Here is a 14,727-nt window from a genome sequence, read left to right as displayed (position 1 = left end):
TCCAATCTAGGCCGGTGGTTCCACGATCTGAACGAGGCCGCCGGTGACGCCCGCGATGAACAGCCGGCCCGTCGTCGAATCGACGCCGAGGGTGTACGGGTCCTGGATCGTGGCCAGGCGCGTCACCTCGCGCGGGGTGTCGGTGGCCATGTCGTAGCCGACGACCTCGTTGGTGGCCGAGGACGCCACCCACAGCCGATCCCGCACGGGGTCGTAGGCAATGCCGTACGGCGCCCCGGGCTGCGGCACACTGGCCACCTCCTTGGGCTCGGTGCTGAAGACGCGCACTGCGTCCCCGCGCGTGTCGGCGGCGACGTAGCGACCGTGCTTGTCGGCCACCAGGTGCGTCGGACCGGCACCGGCGGGGGTCGAGCCGACGATGGTCAGCGCGTCGGCGTCGTAGACGGTGAGGTCGTTCTTGCGAACGTCGAGCATGCCCATCAGGTTGCCGACGGGTGCCATGCCCGCGGGTTGCACGCTGTCGGTGAACACCTTGACGATGTCGTCGCCGCGGATGACCGTCGTCGTGCCGCCGTGCTCGTTGGCGACGAAGACGGTGCCGTTGGGCGCCTCGGAGGCGTCGTGCGGCACGGTGCCGGTGATGATCTGCGGTTCGGCGTTGCCACCGGGCAGGTCGACGCGGACCAGCGCGTTGGCACTCTCGACGGGCACCAGCACAGGGCCGCCGGGCTTGGCCAGTTGGAGGTGGCGCACGGCACCGGGCAGTGGGACGCGCTTGGTCACCTCGCCGGTGTCGGCGTTCATCAGCACCAGCTCGAAGGGGTTGCGCGTGGCGACCGCGACCGTCCTGGTCACGGCGTCGACGACGACGCCCTCGGGTGCGTCGCCGACGGGCACGACGCGGCCGGGCGGCGTACCGGCGGGCGCGGGTGCGCGCCCAGGCTCGGCGGGCGGCGGCAACGCGTCGGCGGGTGGCCGGGTGCCCTCGGTGGGGACTCCCGTCGGCAGCAGACCGGTGGTGGTGGGCGTGGTCTGCGCGGATGGCGGCGCGGGCGGATTGCCCGCGCAGCCGGCAAGCAGCGCGACAACCGAGGCCAACGCCATGAGCATCTTCATCGAGACCACTTACCCTCCGCTGCCGAGTGTCAGCCTCCTGGCGGTCAGCGGTAAGAATTTCGCCACCAGGCCTACGGTCGGCGGGTCAGATCGGGCAGCCGGCGGCCCGCAGCTTGGCCACCACGCGATGGATGAGCGCATCGGGACGGGCGAGCATCTCGGCGCTGACGCGAATGACCGTCCATCCAGACTCCTCGAGCAGCGCGACGCGCTCGATGTCCCACGATCGTTGGCGTGCGTCGAGCCAGCGCTGTACGCCGTCGTATTCGACCGCGACCTTCCATTCGCGCCAGCCCATGTCCACTCGGACGCGGACGCGCCCCCGTCCGTCTCTGAACTCGATCTGAGTCTCCGGCCGCGGTAGGCCTGCGTTGACCAGGATGAGTCGCAATCTGGTTTCCTGCGGCGACTCGGCGCCGCCGTCCACAAGGCCTAGATGTGAGGTCAGCAGCCGCACGCCGCGGGCGCCGGGCCGAGCATCGGCGACGGCGAGTACGTCGGCCGGTGTGAGGCGGGTTGCGTTCAGCAGCGCGTCGAGGAGGGGGATAGCGGTGGTGGCAGGGAGCCTGCGTCCGAGGTCGAAGGCTGTTCGGGCCGGCGTCGTCGCGCTGATGCCACTCACGCGGACGACCTCGTCGGCTCGAAGATCGTAACTGTGCACGATGATCCCGCCTTGCCGATTGCGGTCGGACCGCACGACCTCGGCGGGCAGCCGGGCGTCGAGCCACTTGGTGCCGTGCAGCGCCGCCGCCGAGACACCGGCAAGGGTGACGCCGTCACCCAACGACAACCATGCCGCGCGGGCCCGCACCGCGGCGGTCAGCTCGACGTCGGGGGCGACGTAGACGTCTTTGTACAGCCGGCGGAAATGGGTGCGCAGTCGATGTCGCGTGAGTCGACCCGCGGCCATCTCCGCGCTGCCGAGGAAGGGTTCACCGTGCATGCTGCAACGGTCGGGGTGCGGTCCGACGGATCCGTGGCGTCGGCCGGCGTCGATCGTTGATCCTGTGGATGAATTGCGGGACTCGCGTTGCCATCGATGCACGCTCGGGACGCCTTCTGTCGGTGACGTGCGCGTAACAGTCCCGGAACAACGCATTCCTATCGTGAGCCGTCAGTCCGTAAACGGTTGCGGACGTGCGCGGGAAGAGGAACTCCATTGAGCGGAAATGCGGTCCGTCTGCAGGCGATCAACAACGTCGAGGCCTACGTGCCTCCTGCGTACAGCTTCGACCCCACCGAGGCGCCCGGTGAGATCTGGGGCGCCAACGTCTTCACACTGGCCGAGATGCGCTTGAGGTTGCCGAAGGCGGCCTACAAGTCCGTCGTCGCCACGATCGAGAAGGGCGCCAAGCTCGACCCCGCCATCGCGGACTCGGTCGCCTCGGTCATGAAGGACTGGGCGTTGAGCAAGGGCGCGACCCACTACGCCCACGTCTTCTATCCGATGACCGGACTGACCGCGGAGAAGCACGACAGCTTCCTCGAGCCGGTCGGCGACGGTCAGACGCTGGCGGAGTTCGCCGGCAAGACCCTCATTCAGGGCGAGCCCGACGCGTCGAGCTTCCCGTCGGGCGGGCTGCGCAGCACCTTCGAGGCGCGCGGTTACACCGGCTGGGACGTCACCAGCCCGGCCTACATCCTGGAGAACCCCAACGGCAACACGCTGTGCATCCCGACGGTCTTCGTCTCGATGACCGGTGAGGCGCTGGACTACAAGACGCCGCTGCTGCGCAGCCAGCAGGCCATGGGCGCGCAGGCCGAGCGCATCCTGAAGTTGTTCGGCCACGAAGACTTCGACCACATCGTGTCGTTCTGCGGACCCGAGCAGGAGTACTTCCTCGTCGACCGGCACTTCTTCCTGGCTCGGCCCGACCTGATCAACGCGGGCCGCACGCTGTTCGGCGCCAAGCCGCCCAAGGGTCAGGAATTCGACGACCACTACTTCGGCGCGATCCCGGACCGCGTGCTGGGCTTCATGATGGACACCGAGCGTGAGCTGTTCAAGCTCGGCATCCCGGCCAAGACCCGCCACAACGAGGTAGCCCCAGGACAATTCGAGATCGCGCCGATGTTCGAACGCGCGAACATCGCCGCCGACCACCAGCAGTTGCTGATGACGACGTTCAAGAACATCGCCAAGAAGCACGGCATGGAGTGCCTCTTCCACGAGAAGCCGTTCGCCGGGGTCAACGGGTCGGGCAAGCACGTCAACTTCTCCCTGGGCAACTCGCAATTCGGCAGCCTGCTGGTGCCGGGTGACACGCCGCACGAGAACGCGCAGTTCCTGGTGTTCTGCGCCGCGGTCATCCGCGCGGTGCACAAGTTCGCCGGTCTGCTGCGGGTCTCGGTGGCCTCGGCCACCAACGACCACCGCCTCGGCGCCAACGAGGCTCCGCCGGCGATCATCTCGATCTTCCTGGGCGATCAGCTGGCCGACGTGTTCGAGCAGATCGCCAAGGGCGCGGCGACGTCGTCCAAGGGCAAGGGCACGATGATCATCGGCGTCGACACCCTGCCGGTGCTGCCTACCGATCCGGGCGACCGCAACCGCACCAGCCCATTTGCGTTCACCGGCAACAGGTTCGAGTTCCGTGCACCGGGCTCGGGACAGACCATCAACGTACCGATGATCATCCTGAACACGATCATGGCCGACTCGCTGGACTACATGGCGACGTGGCTGGAGAAGGCCGTCGGTGACGGCGAGGACTTCGACGAGTCGGTGCAGAAGCTGCTCACCGAGATCATCACCGAGCACGGTGCAGTGGTGTTCAACGGCGACGGTTACTCCGACAATTGGCAGGTCGAGGCCGCCGAGCGCGGGCTGCCGAACCTCAAGACCACGCTCGACGCCATCCCTGAGCTGGGCAAGCCGGAGGCGATCGAGGTCTTCGAGAAGTACGGCGTCTTCAACGCGCGCGAGCTGCACAGCCGCGAGGAGGTCCGTTACGAGACCTACGTGCTGACGGTCAACGTCGAAGCGAAGTTGACGTTGGAAATCGGGTCGACGGTGATTCTGCCTGCAGCCGTTCGCTACCAGACCGAGTTGGCCTCCAACGTGGCGACGCTCAAGGCGGCGGGCATCGAGCCCGACACCACGCTGCTGGACATGGTCTCGACGCCGATCTCGGAGCTGACGAGTGCGTTGGGGGCGCTCAAGACGGCGATGGCCGCCCACGGCGGGGACACCGCAGCCGAAGAGGCCGCGCATGCGCAGAGCCTGCTGGGGCTGATGGACGCGGTCCGTGCGGCCGCCGACACCTTGGAAGGCCTAGTGGCGGATGATCTTTGGCCGCTGCCGACCTACCAGGAGATGCTCTACATCCTCTGATCGATCCTCGTCGAACGGGGCACCCACCGCAGTCGTCCGCGGGTGGGCGCCCCGTTTGCGTACGCCGTCGAATCTCAACCGTTCGAACGATGTGCCGCGCTCGCGACGGTGCTTGTCTGGCAAGGGTCCAGACGCATACGGAAGGGGATGGGACGATGTCGGAGGAACAAGACCACGTCGAGCTGATCAAGAAGGGTTACGACGCCTTCGCAGCCGGCGACGTGGAACGGCTCATGAGCATGCTCGACGACAACGTCGAATGGGTGCAGCCCGGCGAGAGCACCATCAGCGGGACCTATCACGGCAAGGGTGAACTCGGCGGGCTGCTCGCGCGAATGGCCGAGAAGTCGGCGACGGTGACACCGACTCGATTCGTCGCGGACGGCGACACCGTGGTCGCGATCGGCGACGTCAGCCTCGACGGCGAGACCAGCCAGGGCGCCAACGTGTTCACCATTCGCGACGGCAAGGTCGCCCACGTTCGGGTGTACGGCGACACGGCCATGTTGGAGCGCTTGTTCGGCAAGAAGCAGGTCTCGAGCATCTAGCGCCCCCGATATGTCGCCTTGCCCGGGCCGTTCTCCAAGAAGCTCGCGACGGCGCCCCTGAGGTCCTCGGTCGCGAACAGCGCACCCGAGACCTCCGGGGTGACGTCGTCGGCGTGGCCGACACCGCCCGAGCGCCACGCGGCGATGATCTGCCTCGTCGCGGCGTGTGCCTTCGTCGGTCCGTCGGCCAAGCGCGCGGCCAATGCGCGAGCCGCCGACTCGACGTCGTCGTGGACGGCGTTGACCACGCCCCACTCCGCCATCGTGGCCGCGTCGTACAGGTCACCCGTCATGACCAGCTCCCGGGCCCGGCCCGACCCGGCGCGCTCGGCCAGACGCTGGGGTCCGCCCATGGACGGCGTCAGCCCGACGACGGTCTCGACGAGTCCGAACTTGGCGCGCGGCCCGGCCAGGATGACGTCGCACGCCAGGGCGATCTCGAACGCCGCGGTGAGAGTCAGGCCGTGTGCGGCGAAGACGACCGGGCAGGGCAACGCCTCGATGGGCGCGATGATTTGGGTGAACAGCGTGCGCCAGAGGTCGGCGCCCTGCTGAGGGGTCAGCCCCTGGAAGACGTGCACGTCCACGCCCGCCGAGTTCACCTTGCCCTCCGCGCGTAACAGCACGGCGCGGGGCGGGTCGGCGGCGAGCGCTGCGACGTTGGCCGTCAGCGAGTCGAACATGGCCTGATCGAAGAGGTTCAGCGGGCCGTGGTCGAAGGTGAGGACGGCCAGTTCGGCACCCGACGGGGTGGCGGATCGAACGACGGTGGTGGGTTCATTCGGCACGGTGCCAGAGTGTCACCCCGGTCGCCGGCGTCACCGGGGAGGTCGACTCAAACGTCCACCGGTGTCGCTCTCGGAGACGGATAGTGAACCCGTTCCATCTCGCCGCTGGCCAGGGACCGGCTCGCCGCCTCGGCGACAGCCTGGGCCTTGAGCGCCTCGCCGAGATCGGGGCCGACCGGGCCTCCGTCGCGGAGCGCGTCGACGAAGTGGTCGAGCGCCGCCCGATAAGTCGGCGCCACTCGTTCGAACCACCCGGCGTGCATACCGTCGCCGACGTCGTGGCCTGCGCCGTAACGGACGACGGCGCCGCGGCGGTGTCGCCGCGCCTCGACCATGCCGGTCGACCCGAGCACTTCGATGCGCTCGTCGTAGCCGTAGCCGATCTGGCGGGCGCTGTCGATCTGGACCAGCGCGCCTCCCGGCAGTCGGAGCGTCACTGCCGAGAGGTCGACGTCGCCGTACTCTGCGAGCCGCGGTTCGACGAGGGTCGATCCGGTGGCGAACACCGCCACCGGATCGAGTCCGGAGATCCAGCGAGCCAAGTCGAAGAAGTGCACGGTCTGATCCCTCATCTGACCTCCGGAGACGGCGACGTAGGACAACGGGGGCATCGCTGGACCGCGGGTGGTCATTTGAATGAGGTACACGTCTCCGACCTCGCCGGCGGCGACGACGCGCTGCAATTCGGCGTAGTCGCGGTCGAACCGGCGGTTGAAGTCCACCATCGCGGTGACGCCCCGCTCGTGGACGTAGCCGACGACGTCGGTCGCTCGCGCGAGATCGAGGTCGACGGGCTTCTCGCACAGCATCGGCAGGCCCGCTGAGGCAGCAAGCCGCAGATGATCGGCGTGGGCGTCGGTCGAGGATGCGATGAGCACCGCATCGACGACGGCGGGATCGAAGGCTTCGGCGAGATGAGCCGCAGCGCGGCAATGATGTTTGGCGGCAATGGATTCGGTGCGAGCGACATCGATGTCGTGGACGAGCGCGAAGTCGACGTCGGGGTGCGCGGCCAGGTTGGCGGCGTGAACGCCGCCGATGAAGCCCGCGCCGATCAACGCGATCCGGGGCATCTCAGACACCCGCCATCACACGCGCGGACGGGGCGTCGACCCAGGCGCCGTCCAGGGCGTGCGACGCCGCTGCCGTCTCGACGAAGTGGACGCCGATCAGACCGTCGACGCCGGTGGGGATGGACAGCTCGCGGGCCGGTGGGGCGGTGCCGTCGCGACGGGCGCGCAGCAGGTCGGCCAGATCGCGGTAGAAGTTGGCGAACGCCTCGATGAAGCCCTCGGGATGTCCCATACCGGGCCGGGTCAGCCGGGTGGCGTCCTCCGACAGCGAGCCCATGCCCTGGGCGAGGATCGTCGCGGCGCCGTCCCTGCCGCGAAGCGTGAGGTGCTGAGGATCTTCGTGGCGCCACTCCAGGGCCGCCTGTTCGCCGAAGACGCGCAGACGCAGACCGTGCTCGTTGCCGGTGGCGGCCATGCTGGCCCACAGGGTCGCCGGGGCGCCGTTCGAGAGGGTCAGTCGCACAGAGGCGTTGTCGAAGACCCGTCGTCCCGGCACGAGCGTCGTCAGTTCGGCCGAGACCCTGACGGGTTCCAGACCCGTGACGTAGCGCAGCAGGTGCAGGGCGTGGGTGCCGAGATCGCTGAGCACGCTGGGGAATCCGGCGACGTCGGGATCGGTGCGCCAGCGTGCCTGCCGGTGGTCGCCGAGTTCCAGCGGAGTCGACGCCCACCCCGAGGCGTGCTCGACGACGACCAGTCGGATGTCGCCTAGCGCCCCGTCACGGACGAGCCGCGCCGCGTGCCGCACCATCGCGTAGGCCGAATAGCAGTGAGGGACGGCGAGAATGGCGCCCGTCGACTCCGCGATCGCCGTCAACTCTGCCGAGCTCGTGGAATCCCGGGTCAGCGGCTTCTCACAGACCACCGAGATGCCGACCTGCAGGAACGCGCGTGCGACGTCGAAGTGGCTGTCGTTGGGGGTGGCGATGGTGACCACGTCGACGCCGTCGGGCCGGTCGCTCTCGGCGGCCGCCATCTCGTGGTGGTCTCGGTAGACCCGGTCCACGCCGAGGTCGCGGGCCACCCGGGCGGCGGTGTCCGCGGTGCGGCCGAACACCCCGGCGGCCAGGACGTACTGATCGTCGAGGCGCATGGCGTGGCGGTGCGTCTTCCCGATGTCGGCGCCATCGCCGCCGCCGACCATGCCTGCGGCCAGTCGGCGGTCTCCTCGTGCACTCACGGCGCTCTCCTTTAATGATGGACAAAATGGGACCGGTCCCAGTAACGTACGGGCTGAGCGCCGAAGGATCAATATGCTGATGCCCATGACTCCACCGGATGGTCGCGGCCGCCCCGCGACCATCCGGGACGTCGCAGCCCACGCCGGGGTGTCCAAGTCGCTGGTGTCGCGGGTCCTGCGCGGCGAACCGAACGTCAGCGCCGCGCGACGCGACACCGTCCTGGCCGCGATGACCGATCTTGGCTACCGGCCCAACGCCATTGCCAGGGGATTGTCGGAGTCACGCAGCGCGACCGTGGGAGTGATGCTCAACGATCTGCGCAACCCGTGGTTCGTCTCCCTATTGGAGGGGCTCACCACGACCCTCGACGCGGTGGGGATGGCACCGGTGCTGGCCGACAGCCACCTCGACCGGCGTGTCGGTCGCGACACCGTCGAAACCCTTCTCGCGCAACGGGTCGACGGACTGGTCGTCGTCGGCACCACCGAACTCGGCGACGCGATCGAGCGTGCCGCCGCAACGGTTCCCGTCGTCGTCGCAGGTACCCACGAGCCGAACTTGCCAACAGTCGACGTCGCCGCCGACGATGACGTCATCGGCGCTCGGCTGGCCACCCAACACCTTCTCGACCTCGGGCACCGCCGCATCGGCCACCTGGCCGGCCCTGGCATCGTCGGAACCCTGCGGCGCACGGGGTTCCTCGACGCCATGACCGCGGCGGGCCGCGCCGACGACGCGCTCGTCGAGATCTCCGGAATGACCGAGGAGGGCGGCTATGCCGCAGCGTCGCGGCTGCTGAATCACGCACGGCCGCCCACGGCGATCTTCGCGTTCAACGACGTGAGTTGTGTGGGTGCGCTGTCGGCGGCCGACGATCGGGGCTTGGCGGTCCCGCGGGACCTCTCGCTGGTGGGTTACGACGATACGTATCTGGCTCGCATCCGGCACCTCTCGCTGACGTCGGTCGACAACGGCAACTTCGCCGTCGGGGTGCAGGCCGCAAAGTTCCTGCTGCAGCGGTTGGATCGTCCTCAGGACCCTCGGCGGGTCTACCTGCACCAGCCTGCACTGAGCATCCGGCGCTCGACCTCGCCCCCGGCGTGAGTCCTCAGCTCGAGACGTCGACCACCTTCTGATGATTCTCGACGGCGAACCGCTGACCCTCGTCGACCTCCTCGACCTTCACCTCGCGTCCGCAGACGGGGCACGCCGTCGCCACGTCGGGCGGCGGGCCCTTCGGAAGTTCGCGGCCGCTGCCTTCACATTGCTGGTCCATGGCTGGCTGATACCCCGGTGCGGGGACGACCACGCAGGCCCGCCGGGGAAAGCCGATCACAGCGATGTTCCAGGGTTGCTCTGGCAGCATCGTCGGCATGAGTGTGTTCGTGGGGCGCGGCAGCTTACGGCGAATGCTCGTCCTGGTCGTCGTCGCGACCGTCGGCGTGGCCACGGCGGGCTGCGGCGCCACCGTCGACGGCAAGCCGGAGGCCAGCGCCGAGCGCGCCGCCGAGACCGTCCAGTGGGGGCCCTGCCAGGTGGTGTCCGGCGGGGGCGACGGCCAACTCCCCAAAGGCGCGCAGTGCGGAAACCTCACCGTCCCAGTCGATTACGCCAAGCCTGACGGAGCCACCGCCAACCTGGCGCTGATCCGATTCCCCGCCACCGGCCAGAAGATCGGGTCGCTGGTGGTCAACCCCGGGGGTCCCGGTGAGTCCGGGGTCGACGCGGCGGTGGGCATGGTGGAGAACCTACCGCCGCAGATCCGCGAGCGATTCGACCTGGTCGGATTCGACCCGCGGGGAATTGGGTCGTCGACGCCCGCCGTGCGGTGCAACTCCGACGCCGAGGCCGACGCCGAACGCGCGGACCCAGAAGTGGACTACAGCCCCGCGGGGGTCGCCCACATCGAGGACACCGAGAAGCAGTTCGTGCAGCGGTGTGTGGACCGGATGGGCAAGGACTTCCTCGCCAACGTCGGAACCGCCAGTGTCGTCAAGGATCTCGACGAGCTGCGCGCCGCGTTGGGAGACGCGAAGCTGACCTACCTCGGCTACTCCTACGGCACCCTCATTGGTTCGGCCTACGCCGAGGCCTACCCGGACAAGGTGCGCGCGATGATCCTCGACGGCGCCGTCGACCCCGACGCCGACCCGGTTCAAGCCAACGTCAACCAGGCCGCCGGCTTCCAGAAGGCCTTCGATGCCTACGCCGCGGACTGCGCGAAGACGCCCAGCTGTCCGCTGGGCACCGACCCGGCCAAGGCCGTCGACGTCTTCCACTCGCTGGTCGACCCGCTCGTGACCACGCCGGCGCCCACTCACGATCCGCGGGGACTGAGCTACGGCGACGCACTCACCGGCACCACCATGGCCCTGTACTCACCCAGCACGTGGAAGAAGCTCACCGAGGGTCTCACCGAACTCGCCCAGGGGCACGGCGACACGCTCCTGCAACTGGCCGACGACTACTCCGAACGCGACGACCAGGGTCACTACGCCAACACCAACGACGCGCAGATCGCCGTGACGTGCGTCGACCGGCCACCAATCACCGATCGTGCCAAGGTCGTCGAGCAAGACCAGGAGACGCGAAAGGTGGCTCCGTTCATGAGCTATGGGCCGTTCACGGGTAACGCCCCGCTCGACGACTGCGCGTTCTGGCCGGTGCCGCCGACTGGCACGCCGCACGCCGCGGCCGCACCTGGTCTGCCGCCCGTGCTGGTGGTCTCGACGACCCACGACCCGGCGACCCCGTACCAGGCGGGGGTCAACCTGGCCAAGGAGCTGCACGGCGCGTTGCTGACCTTCGACGGCACCCAGCACACGGTGGTGTTCGAGGGCAACTCCTGCGTCGACGAGGCCGCCACCGCCTACCTTGTCGACCTCACCGTGCCCGCAGCCGGCGCCACCTGCTGACGGGTCAGCCGATCTCGGCGAGCAGTTCGGCCTTGCGCGCGTCGTCGGCGAAGGAGGCCGTGACGGAGTTGCGCGCCAGCGTCGTCAGGGCCGCCTCGTCGAGGCCGAGTGCGTCGCGCACGGCGGTCACGTTGTCGTCGAGGTAACCCCCGAAGTACGCGGGGTCGTCGGAGTTGACGGAGACGTTAAGCCCCCGCCGGAGCATCGTCGCCAGCGGGTGGTCGCCGATCTCGTCGACGACCCTCAGCCGCACGTTTGACAGCGGACACACCGTCAGCGGCGTCCGCTCGGTGACCAGGCGCTCGACGAGCGCGTCGTCCTCCAGGCAGCGGATGCCGTGGTCGACCCGCTCGACGCCCAGCAGGTCCAGTGCCTCCCAGATGTAGCTTGGCGGGCCTTCCTCCCCGGCGTGCGCCACCAGATGCAGGCCTTCGGCCCGGGCCCGGGCGAACACGTCGACGAACTTCGAGGGGGGATGGCCCACCTCGGCCGAGTCCAGTCCGATGCCGACGACCGGAGTACCCAGTGCGACAACGGCGTCCAGCACGTCCATCGCCGACTCGGCACTCTGGTCGCGCAGCATCGCGACGATCAGTCCGCTGCTGACGCCGTGCGTCGCGTGCGATGACGCCAGCGCCGTGGAGACCCCGTCCATCACCTCCTCGAGGGCGATGCCGCGGCTGAGGTGGGCCTGGGGGTCGAGGAAGACCTCGGCGTGTCGGACCCCGGCGCGTGCGGCCCTAGCGAGGTAGGCGTCGGTCATCTCGGCGAAGTCCGCCGCGGTCTGCAGCGTAGCCATGTTCGCGTAGTACAGGTTCAGGAACGACTGCAGATCGGCGAAGTCGTACTGCGCCGAGAGTTCGTCGACGTCGGCGTAGGGCAACCTGATCCGGTTGCGCTCGGCGAGTCGCAGGATCGTCTCCGGTTCGAGGGTGCCCTCGAGGTGCAGGTGCAGTTCGGCGAATGGCATGGGGACCATTGTCGCTTCATCGCAGGACGGTCTGCGCCGACCCCGCGGCGAGTCGCAGCGCCTGCCCCACCGGCAGCGCCCGGAAGGTCGTCGAGAGGATCTCGACACCCCACGGCCCGCCGAATCCCAGTTCGCGTAGCGTCGCCACCAGGCCGACGAGGTCGAAGGTTCCCTCGCCGCACAACACTCGATTGTCGACGGTGTCCGCGAACAACGTGCCCACGATCTCGGGCATCGCGTCGTCGAGTTCGACGCCGAAGATCATCTCCGGCGTCAGCGTGGCGCGGAGCTCAGCGAGCGACGTGCCGGCCCGGAAGACGTGCCACGCGTCGACGAGCAACCCCGCCGCGGAATGCCTTGCCGCCGAGACGATCTTGGCGCCCATCGGCACCGTCGAGATCGCGGAGAACGGCATGGTCTCGATGGCGACGCGGGTCCCGTGCGCCTCCGCCTGCTCGGCAAGCTCCCGCAGGGGTGCGGCGAGGGCGAGGGGATCGACCGTCGGCGGCCCGTTCTCCGAGCCAATTTTGATCATTGCCGGCTTCAGGGCGTCGGCCGCGTCGAACAGCAGGTCGCGGACCTCGTAGGTGTGTCCCGGTGCGCCGCGCGGAATCCACCAGCGTTCCAGCAGTTCGATCTCGACGTGGGTCAGATCCGCGTCGGCGATGAGTCCGTTGAGGGCGTCGAAGCCGATGGTGTCACGGATGGCGACCAGGTCATCGACGATCAACCCCAGACCGCAGAACCCCGCATCGGCGACGGCCCGAATTCGTTCGGCGATCGGCACGGGGCTCGTGGCGGGGGAGTGCATCGGCGACACGTCTCCGGCACTCGTCCACGCCGTGGCCACCAACCGTTCGCCGAGACTACGGTTGCCGACCGCGTCACTCGAGTTTCGTGTCATCAACCGTGGTCTCGGCGCATGGTGCCTACTTCGCGTACTTGGACACGTAGTCGGTCATGGTGGCGAGCTGATACCGGGACACCTCGTGGGCGTTCTCGTTCTCGGCGAACACCGAGGACACCATCACGGTGTCCGGTCGGTCGTAGAACCCGATCTCGGCGAGCCCGGAGAAGAATTCGTCCCAGTCGACGTCGCCGTCACCGATCTTCAGGTGCTGGTGCACCCTGGCGGCATTCCCCGGCGGGTTGGTGATGTACCGAAGGCCATGGCTGCGATGGTGGTCCATGGTGTCGGCGACGTGAACCAGGCGAAGCTTGTCACCGGCGGCGCGCATGACCTCGATCATGTTGCCTCCCATGTGAAATGTGTGGCACGCGACGTACACCATGCCGAGGTTGGGGGAGTTGACCCCGCGGATGATCCGGACCGCTTCGAAGCCGTCCTCGACGAAGTCGTCGGGGTGCGGGTCGACGCGGACGTCGATGCCCTCGCGCTCGAAGATCGGCATCAGCTCCTCCATCGACCGGAAGAACGCCCGCTCGGACTCCTCGGCGCGCTCGGGCCGGCCGGAGAATTCGGTGTTGATCACGTTCACGCCGAGGTCGACGGTGATCTGGATGACGCGTTTCCAGTTGCGGACGGCGGCCTCGCGTGCGTCCTCGTCCGGGCCCGACCAGCGCAGCACCGGCAGGACCGACGCGATGCCGACGTTCGCATGCTCGCAGGCCTTGCGGAACTTGGTCACCAGGTCGTCGTCGGCCCGCGGGTGGTTGAAGAAGGGGATGAAGTCCCGGTGCGGCGTGAGCTGCAGGTACTCGTAGCCCAATTCGGCAACCACACGCGGTAATTCGAGCAGCTCGTAGTCGTGGTGGAAGGGAGTCGGGTCGAGTGCGGTCTTCATGTCACGCGCCAGGGATCGTGTCGCGGGCCACCATCTCGACCTCGACGGGCAGGCCAGACTCCAACGAGGCGACGCCCGCTGCGCACACCGCAGCGGCGGCGTAACCGTCCCAGGCCACCGGGCCGTCGGTGTAGTCACCGGTCTGCTCGCCGGCGCGCACCGCGTTCACCCAGCGCTGGATCTCGATGTCGTAGGCCAGCCAGAAGCGCTCCTTGAAGGACGGGGTGATCTCGCCGCCCCAGCGTCCCGGCGCGCTCTTGCGTAGGAGCCCGACGTCCAATCCGATCATCGCACTGCCGTTGTCGCCGATGACCTCGGTGCGCACCTCGTAGGCGACGCCGGTGGTGACGAACAGTTCGACGTCGACGTGCTTGCCCGTCGCGGTCCGGAAGATCGCGATCTGAGGATCCTGTAGACCCTCCGGGGCGCCAGGACTGGCTGACGGTGTGATCAGCTGGACCGAACTGATCTCCTCGTCGAACAGGAAGCGGGTGACGTCGACCTCGTGGACCAGCGAGTCCTTCACGATCATCGAGCTGTCGAAGTACGGCGGTACCGCGGCGTTGCGGTGCGTGCAGTGCATCACGAGCGGGGTGCCGAGCCCGCCGTCGTCGAGAAGTGCCTTCAGCGCGGCGTATTCGAGGTCGAAGCGGCGCATGAAGCCGACCTGAATGAGGCGCTTGCCGAGTTCGGCCTCGCGCTTGACGATTTCCAGTGACGTCGCGACGTCGGTGGTGAGCGGCTTCTCGCACATCACCGGCTTGCCATACTCCAGGCAGGCCAGCAGCTGCTTCTCGTGCGTGGGTCCCGGCGTCGCGAGCACGACGGCGTCGACGTCCGGGTCGGCGATCGCGTCGAGGGGATCGGCGATGGCCCGACAACCGGGGATCGTCGCCGCCAACTGCTCGGCCTTCTCGGTCACGTAGTCGTTGACGACGGTGACGCGCGCCCCCGCGATCCTCGATCCGATGCGGGCGACGTGGTCGGCACCCATCATCCCGACGCCGAGAACGGCAATGCGTAGATCGGACATGGT

At 68.4% G+C, this 14,727-nt stretch carries 14 protein-coding genes; 4 read left to right on the top strand and 10 right to left on the bottom strand.

Annotated elements, in window-relative coordinates; genetic code table 11:
• Nucleotides 1-6: 6 nt before the first annotated feature.
• The gene (locus tag H7K45_RS26915; protein WP_263999145.1) at nt 7-1,077 is read right to left on the bottom strand and encodes an NHL repeat-containing protein; all 1,071 of its coding nucleotides are present in this window, start codon (nt 1,075-1,077) and stop codon (nt 7-9) included.
• An 85-nt stretch (nt 1,078-1,162) separates the two neighbouring features.
• The gene (locus H7K45_RS26910; RefSeq protein ID WP_263999144.1) at nt 1,163-2,020 is read right to left on the bottom strand and encodes a type IV toxin-antitoxin system AbiEi family antitoxin; all 858 of its coding nucleotides are present in this window, start codon (nt 2,018-2,020) and stop codon (nt 1,163-1,165) included.
• A gap of 216 nt (nt 2,021-2,236) precedes the next feature.
• On the opposite strand from H7K45_RS26910, the gene H7K45_RS26905 reads away from it, so the two are divergent.
• The gene (locus H7K45_RS26905) at nt 2,237-4,411 is read left to right on the top strand and encodes a glutamine synthetase III family protein (RefSeq protein WP_263999143.1); all 2,175 of its coding nucleotides are present in this window, start codon (nt 2,237-2,239) and stop codon (nt 4,409-4,411) included.
• 155 nt (nt 4,412-4,566) lie between these two features.
• Nucleotides 4,567-4,959, top strand: coding sequence for a nuclear transport factor 2 family protein (locus tag H7K45_RS26900; protein ID WP_263999142.1), 393 nt, complete (start codon nt 4,567-4,569; stop codon nt 4,957-4,959).
• Here the strand turns inward: H7K45_RS26900 and H7K45_RS26895 are convergent.
• From H7K45_RS26895 to H7K45_RS26885, 3 genes are read right to left on the bottom strand one after another with little or no spacing between them, the layout of a single operon-like run.
• Nucleotides 4,956-5,747 carry an enoyl-CoA hydratase/isomerase family protein gene (locus H7K45_RS26895; RefSeq protein ID WP_263999141.1) on the bottom strand — a complete coding sequence of 264 codons (792 nt, stop codon included), beginning with the start codon at nt 5,745-5,747 and terminating at the stop codon, nt 4,956-4,958. The genes H7K45_RS26900 and H7K45_RS26895 overlap by 4 nt on opposite strands.
• Before the next feature lie 47 nt (nt 5,748-5,794).
• Complete coding sequence (locus H7K45_RS26890) at nt 5,795-6,820, bottom strand: Gfo/Idh/MocA family protein (RefSeq protein ID WP_263999338.1); 1,026 nt, start codon at nt 6,818-6,820, stop codon at nt 5,795-5,797.
• A gap of 1 nt (nt 6,821) precedes the next feature.
• Entirely contained in the window at nt 6,822-7,964 is a 1,143-nt protein-coding gene (locus tag H7K45_RS26885; protein WP_276070645.1) for a Gfo/Idh/MocA family protein, read from the bottom strand.
• A gap of 121 nt (nt 7,965-8,085) precedes the next feature.
• Between H7K45_RS26885 and H7K45_RS26880 the strand changes: the two genes are divergently transcribed.
• The gene (locus H7K45_RS26880; RefSeq protein ID WP_263999139.1) at nt 8,086-9,105 is read left to right on the top strand and encodes a LacI family DNA-binding transcriptional regulator; all 1,020 of its coding nucleotides are present in this window, start codon (nt 8,086-8,088) and stop codon (nt 9,103-9,105) included.
• A 4-nt stretch (nt 9,106-9,109) separates the two neighbouring features.
• Here H7K45_RS26880 and H7K45_RS26875 read toward each other — a convergent pair whose 3' ends face one another.
• A complete protein-coding gene (locus H7K45_RS26875) occupies nt 9,110-9,376 on the bottom strand; it encodes a hypothetical protein (RefSeq protein ID WP_263999138.1) in 267 nt (88 codons plus the stop codon).
• Here H7K45_RS26875 and H7K45_RS26870 point away from each other — a divergent pair.
• Nucleotides 9,375-10,916, top strand: a complete 1,542-nt coding sequence (locus H7K45_RS26870) for an alpha/beta hydrolase (protein ID WP_263999136.1) — start codon at nt 9,375-9,377, stop codon at nt 10,914-10,916. The genes H7K45_RS26875 and H7K45_RS26870 overlap by 2 nt on opposite strands.
• A 4-nt stretch (nt 10,917-10,920) precedes the next feature.
• On the opposite strand, the gene H7K45_RS26865 is transcribed toward H7K45_RS26870, so the two are convergent.
• Genes H7K45_RS26865 through H7K45_RS26850 form a run of 4 tightly spaced genes read right to left on the bottom strand, consistent with a single transcriptional unit; the run spans nt 10,921 to nt 14,724 of the window.
• Nucleotides 10,921-11,895, bottom strand: a complete 975-nt coding sequence (locus H7K45_RS26865; protein WP_263999135.1) for an adenosine deaminase — start codon at nt 11,893-11,895, stop codon at nt 10,921-10,923.
• A 7-nt stretch (nt 11,896-11,902) separates the two neighbouring features.
• A complete protein-coding gene (locus H7K45_RS26860; RefSeq protein WP_263999134.1) occupies nt 11,903-12,790 on the bottom strand; it encodes a sugar phosphate isomerase/epimerase family protein in 888 nt (295 codons plus the stop codon).
• Between the two features lie 25 nt (nt 12,791-12,815).
• The gene (locus tag H7K45_RS26855) at nt 12,816-13,691 is read right to left on the bottom strand and encodes a sugar phosphate isomerase/epimerase family protein (RefSeq protein ID WP_263999133.1); all 876 of its coding nucleotides are present in this window, start codon (nt 13,689-13,691) and stop codon (nt 12,816-12,818) included.
• A 1-nt stretch (nt 13,692) separates the two neighbouring features.
• On the bottom strand, nt 13,693-14,724 hold the full coding sequence (locus tag H7K45_RS26850; RefSeq protein ID WP_263999132.1) for a Gfo/Idh/MocA family protein: 1,032 nt from the start codon (nt 14,722-14,724) through the stop codon (nt 13,693-13,695).
• Nucleotides 14,725-14,727: the final 3 nt, after the last annotated feature.

This window comes from Mycobacterium yunnanensis (genome assembly GCF_025823185.1).
Classification (GTDB): Bacteria; Actinomycetota; Actinomycetes; order Mycobacteriales; family Mycobacteriaceae; genus Mycobacterium; species Mycobacterium yunnanensis.
The sequence above is the reverse complement of the archived record's forward strand: the minus strand, read 5'-3'. Positions and strand labels throughout refer to the sequence as shown.

Bases quoted from the DNA above. Each gene is read 5' to 3' on its own strand.
- H7K45_RS26915 (WP_263999145.1), bottom strand. From the start codon at position 1,077: ATGAAGATGCTCATGGCGTTGGCCTCGGTTGTCGCGCTGCTTGCCGGC.
- H7K45_RS26890 (WP_263999338.1), bottom strand. From the start codon at position 6,820: ATGCCCCGGATCGCGTTGATCGGCGCGGGCTTCATCGGCGGCGTTCAC.
- H7K45_RS26860 (WP_263999134.1), bottom strand. From the start codon at position 12,790: ATGACACGAAACTCGAGTGACGCGGTCGGCAACCGTAGTCTCGGCGAA.
- H7K45_RS26910 (WP_263999144.1), bottom strand. From the start codon at position 2,020: ATGCACGGTGAACCCTTCCTCGGCAGCGCGGAGATGGCCGCGGGTCGA.
- H7K45_RS26855 (WP_263999133.1), bottom strand. From the start codon at position 13,691: ATGAAGACCGCACTCGACCCGACTCCCTTCCACCACGACTACGAGCTG.
- H7K45_RS26870 (WP_263999136.1), top strand. From the start codon at position 9,375: ATGAGTGTGTTCGTGGGGCGCGGCAGCTTACGGCGAATGCTCGTCCTG.
- H7K45_RS26900 (WP_263999142.1), top strand. From the start codon at position 4,567: ATGTCGGAGGAACAAGACCACGTCGAGCTGATCAAGAAGGGTTACGAC.
- H7K45_RS26865 (WP_263999135.1), bottom strand. From the start codon at position 11,895: ATGGTCCCCATGCCATTCGCCGAACTGCACCTGCACCTCGAGGGCACC.
- H7K45_RS26850 (WP_263999132.1), bottom strand. From the start codon at position 14,724: ATGTCCGATCTACGCATTGCCGTTCTCGGCGTCGGGATGATGGGTGCC.
- H7K45_RS26885 (WP_276070645.1), bottom strand. From the start codon at position 7,964: ATGGTCGGCGGCGGCGATGGCGCCGACATCGGGAAGACGCACCGCCAC.
- H7K45_RS26875 (WP_263999138.1), bottom strand. From the start codon at position 9,376: ATGCCGACGATGCTGCCAGAGCAACCCTGGAACATCGCTGTGATCGGC.
- H7K45_RS26880 (WP_263999139.1), top strand. From the start codon at position 8,086: ATGACTCCACCGGATGGTCGCGGCCGCCCCGCGACCATCCGGGACGTC.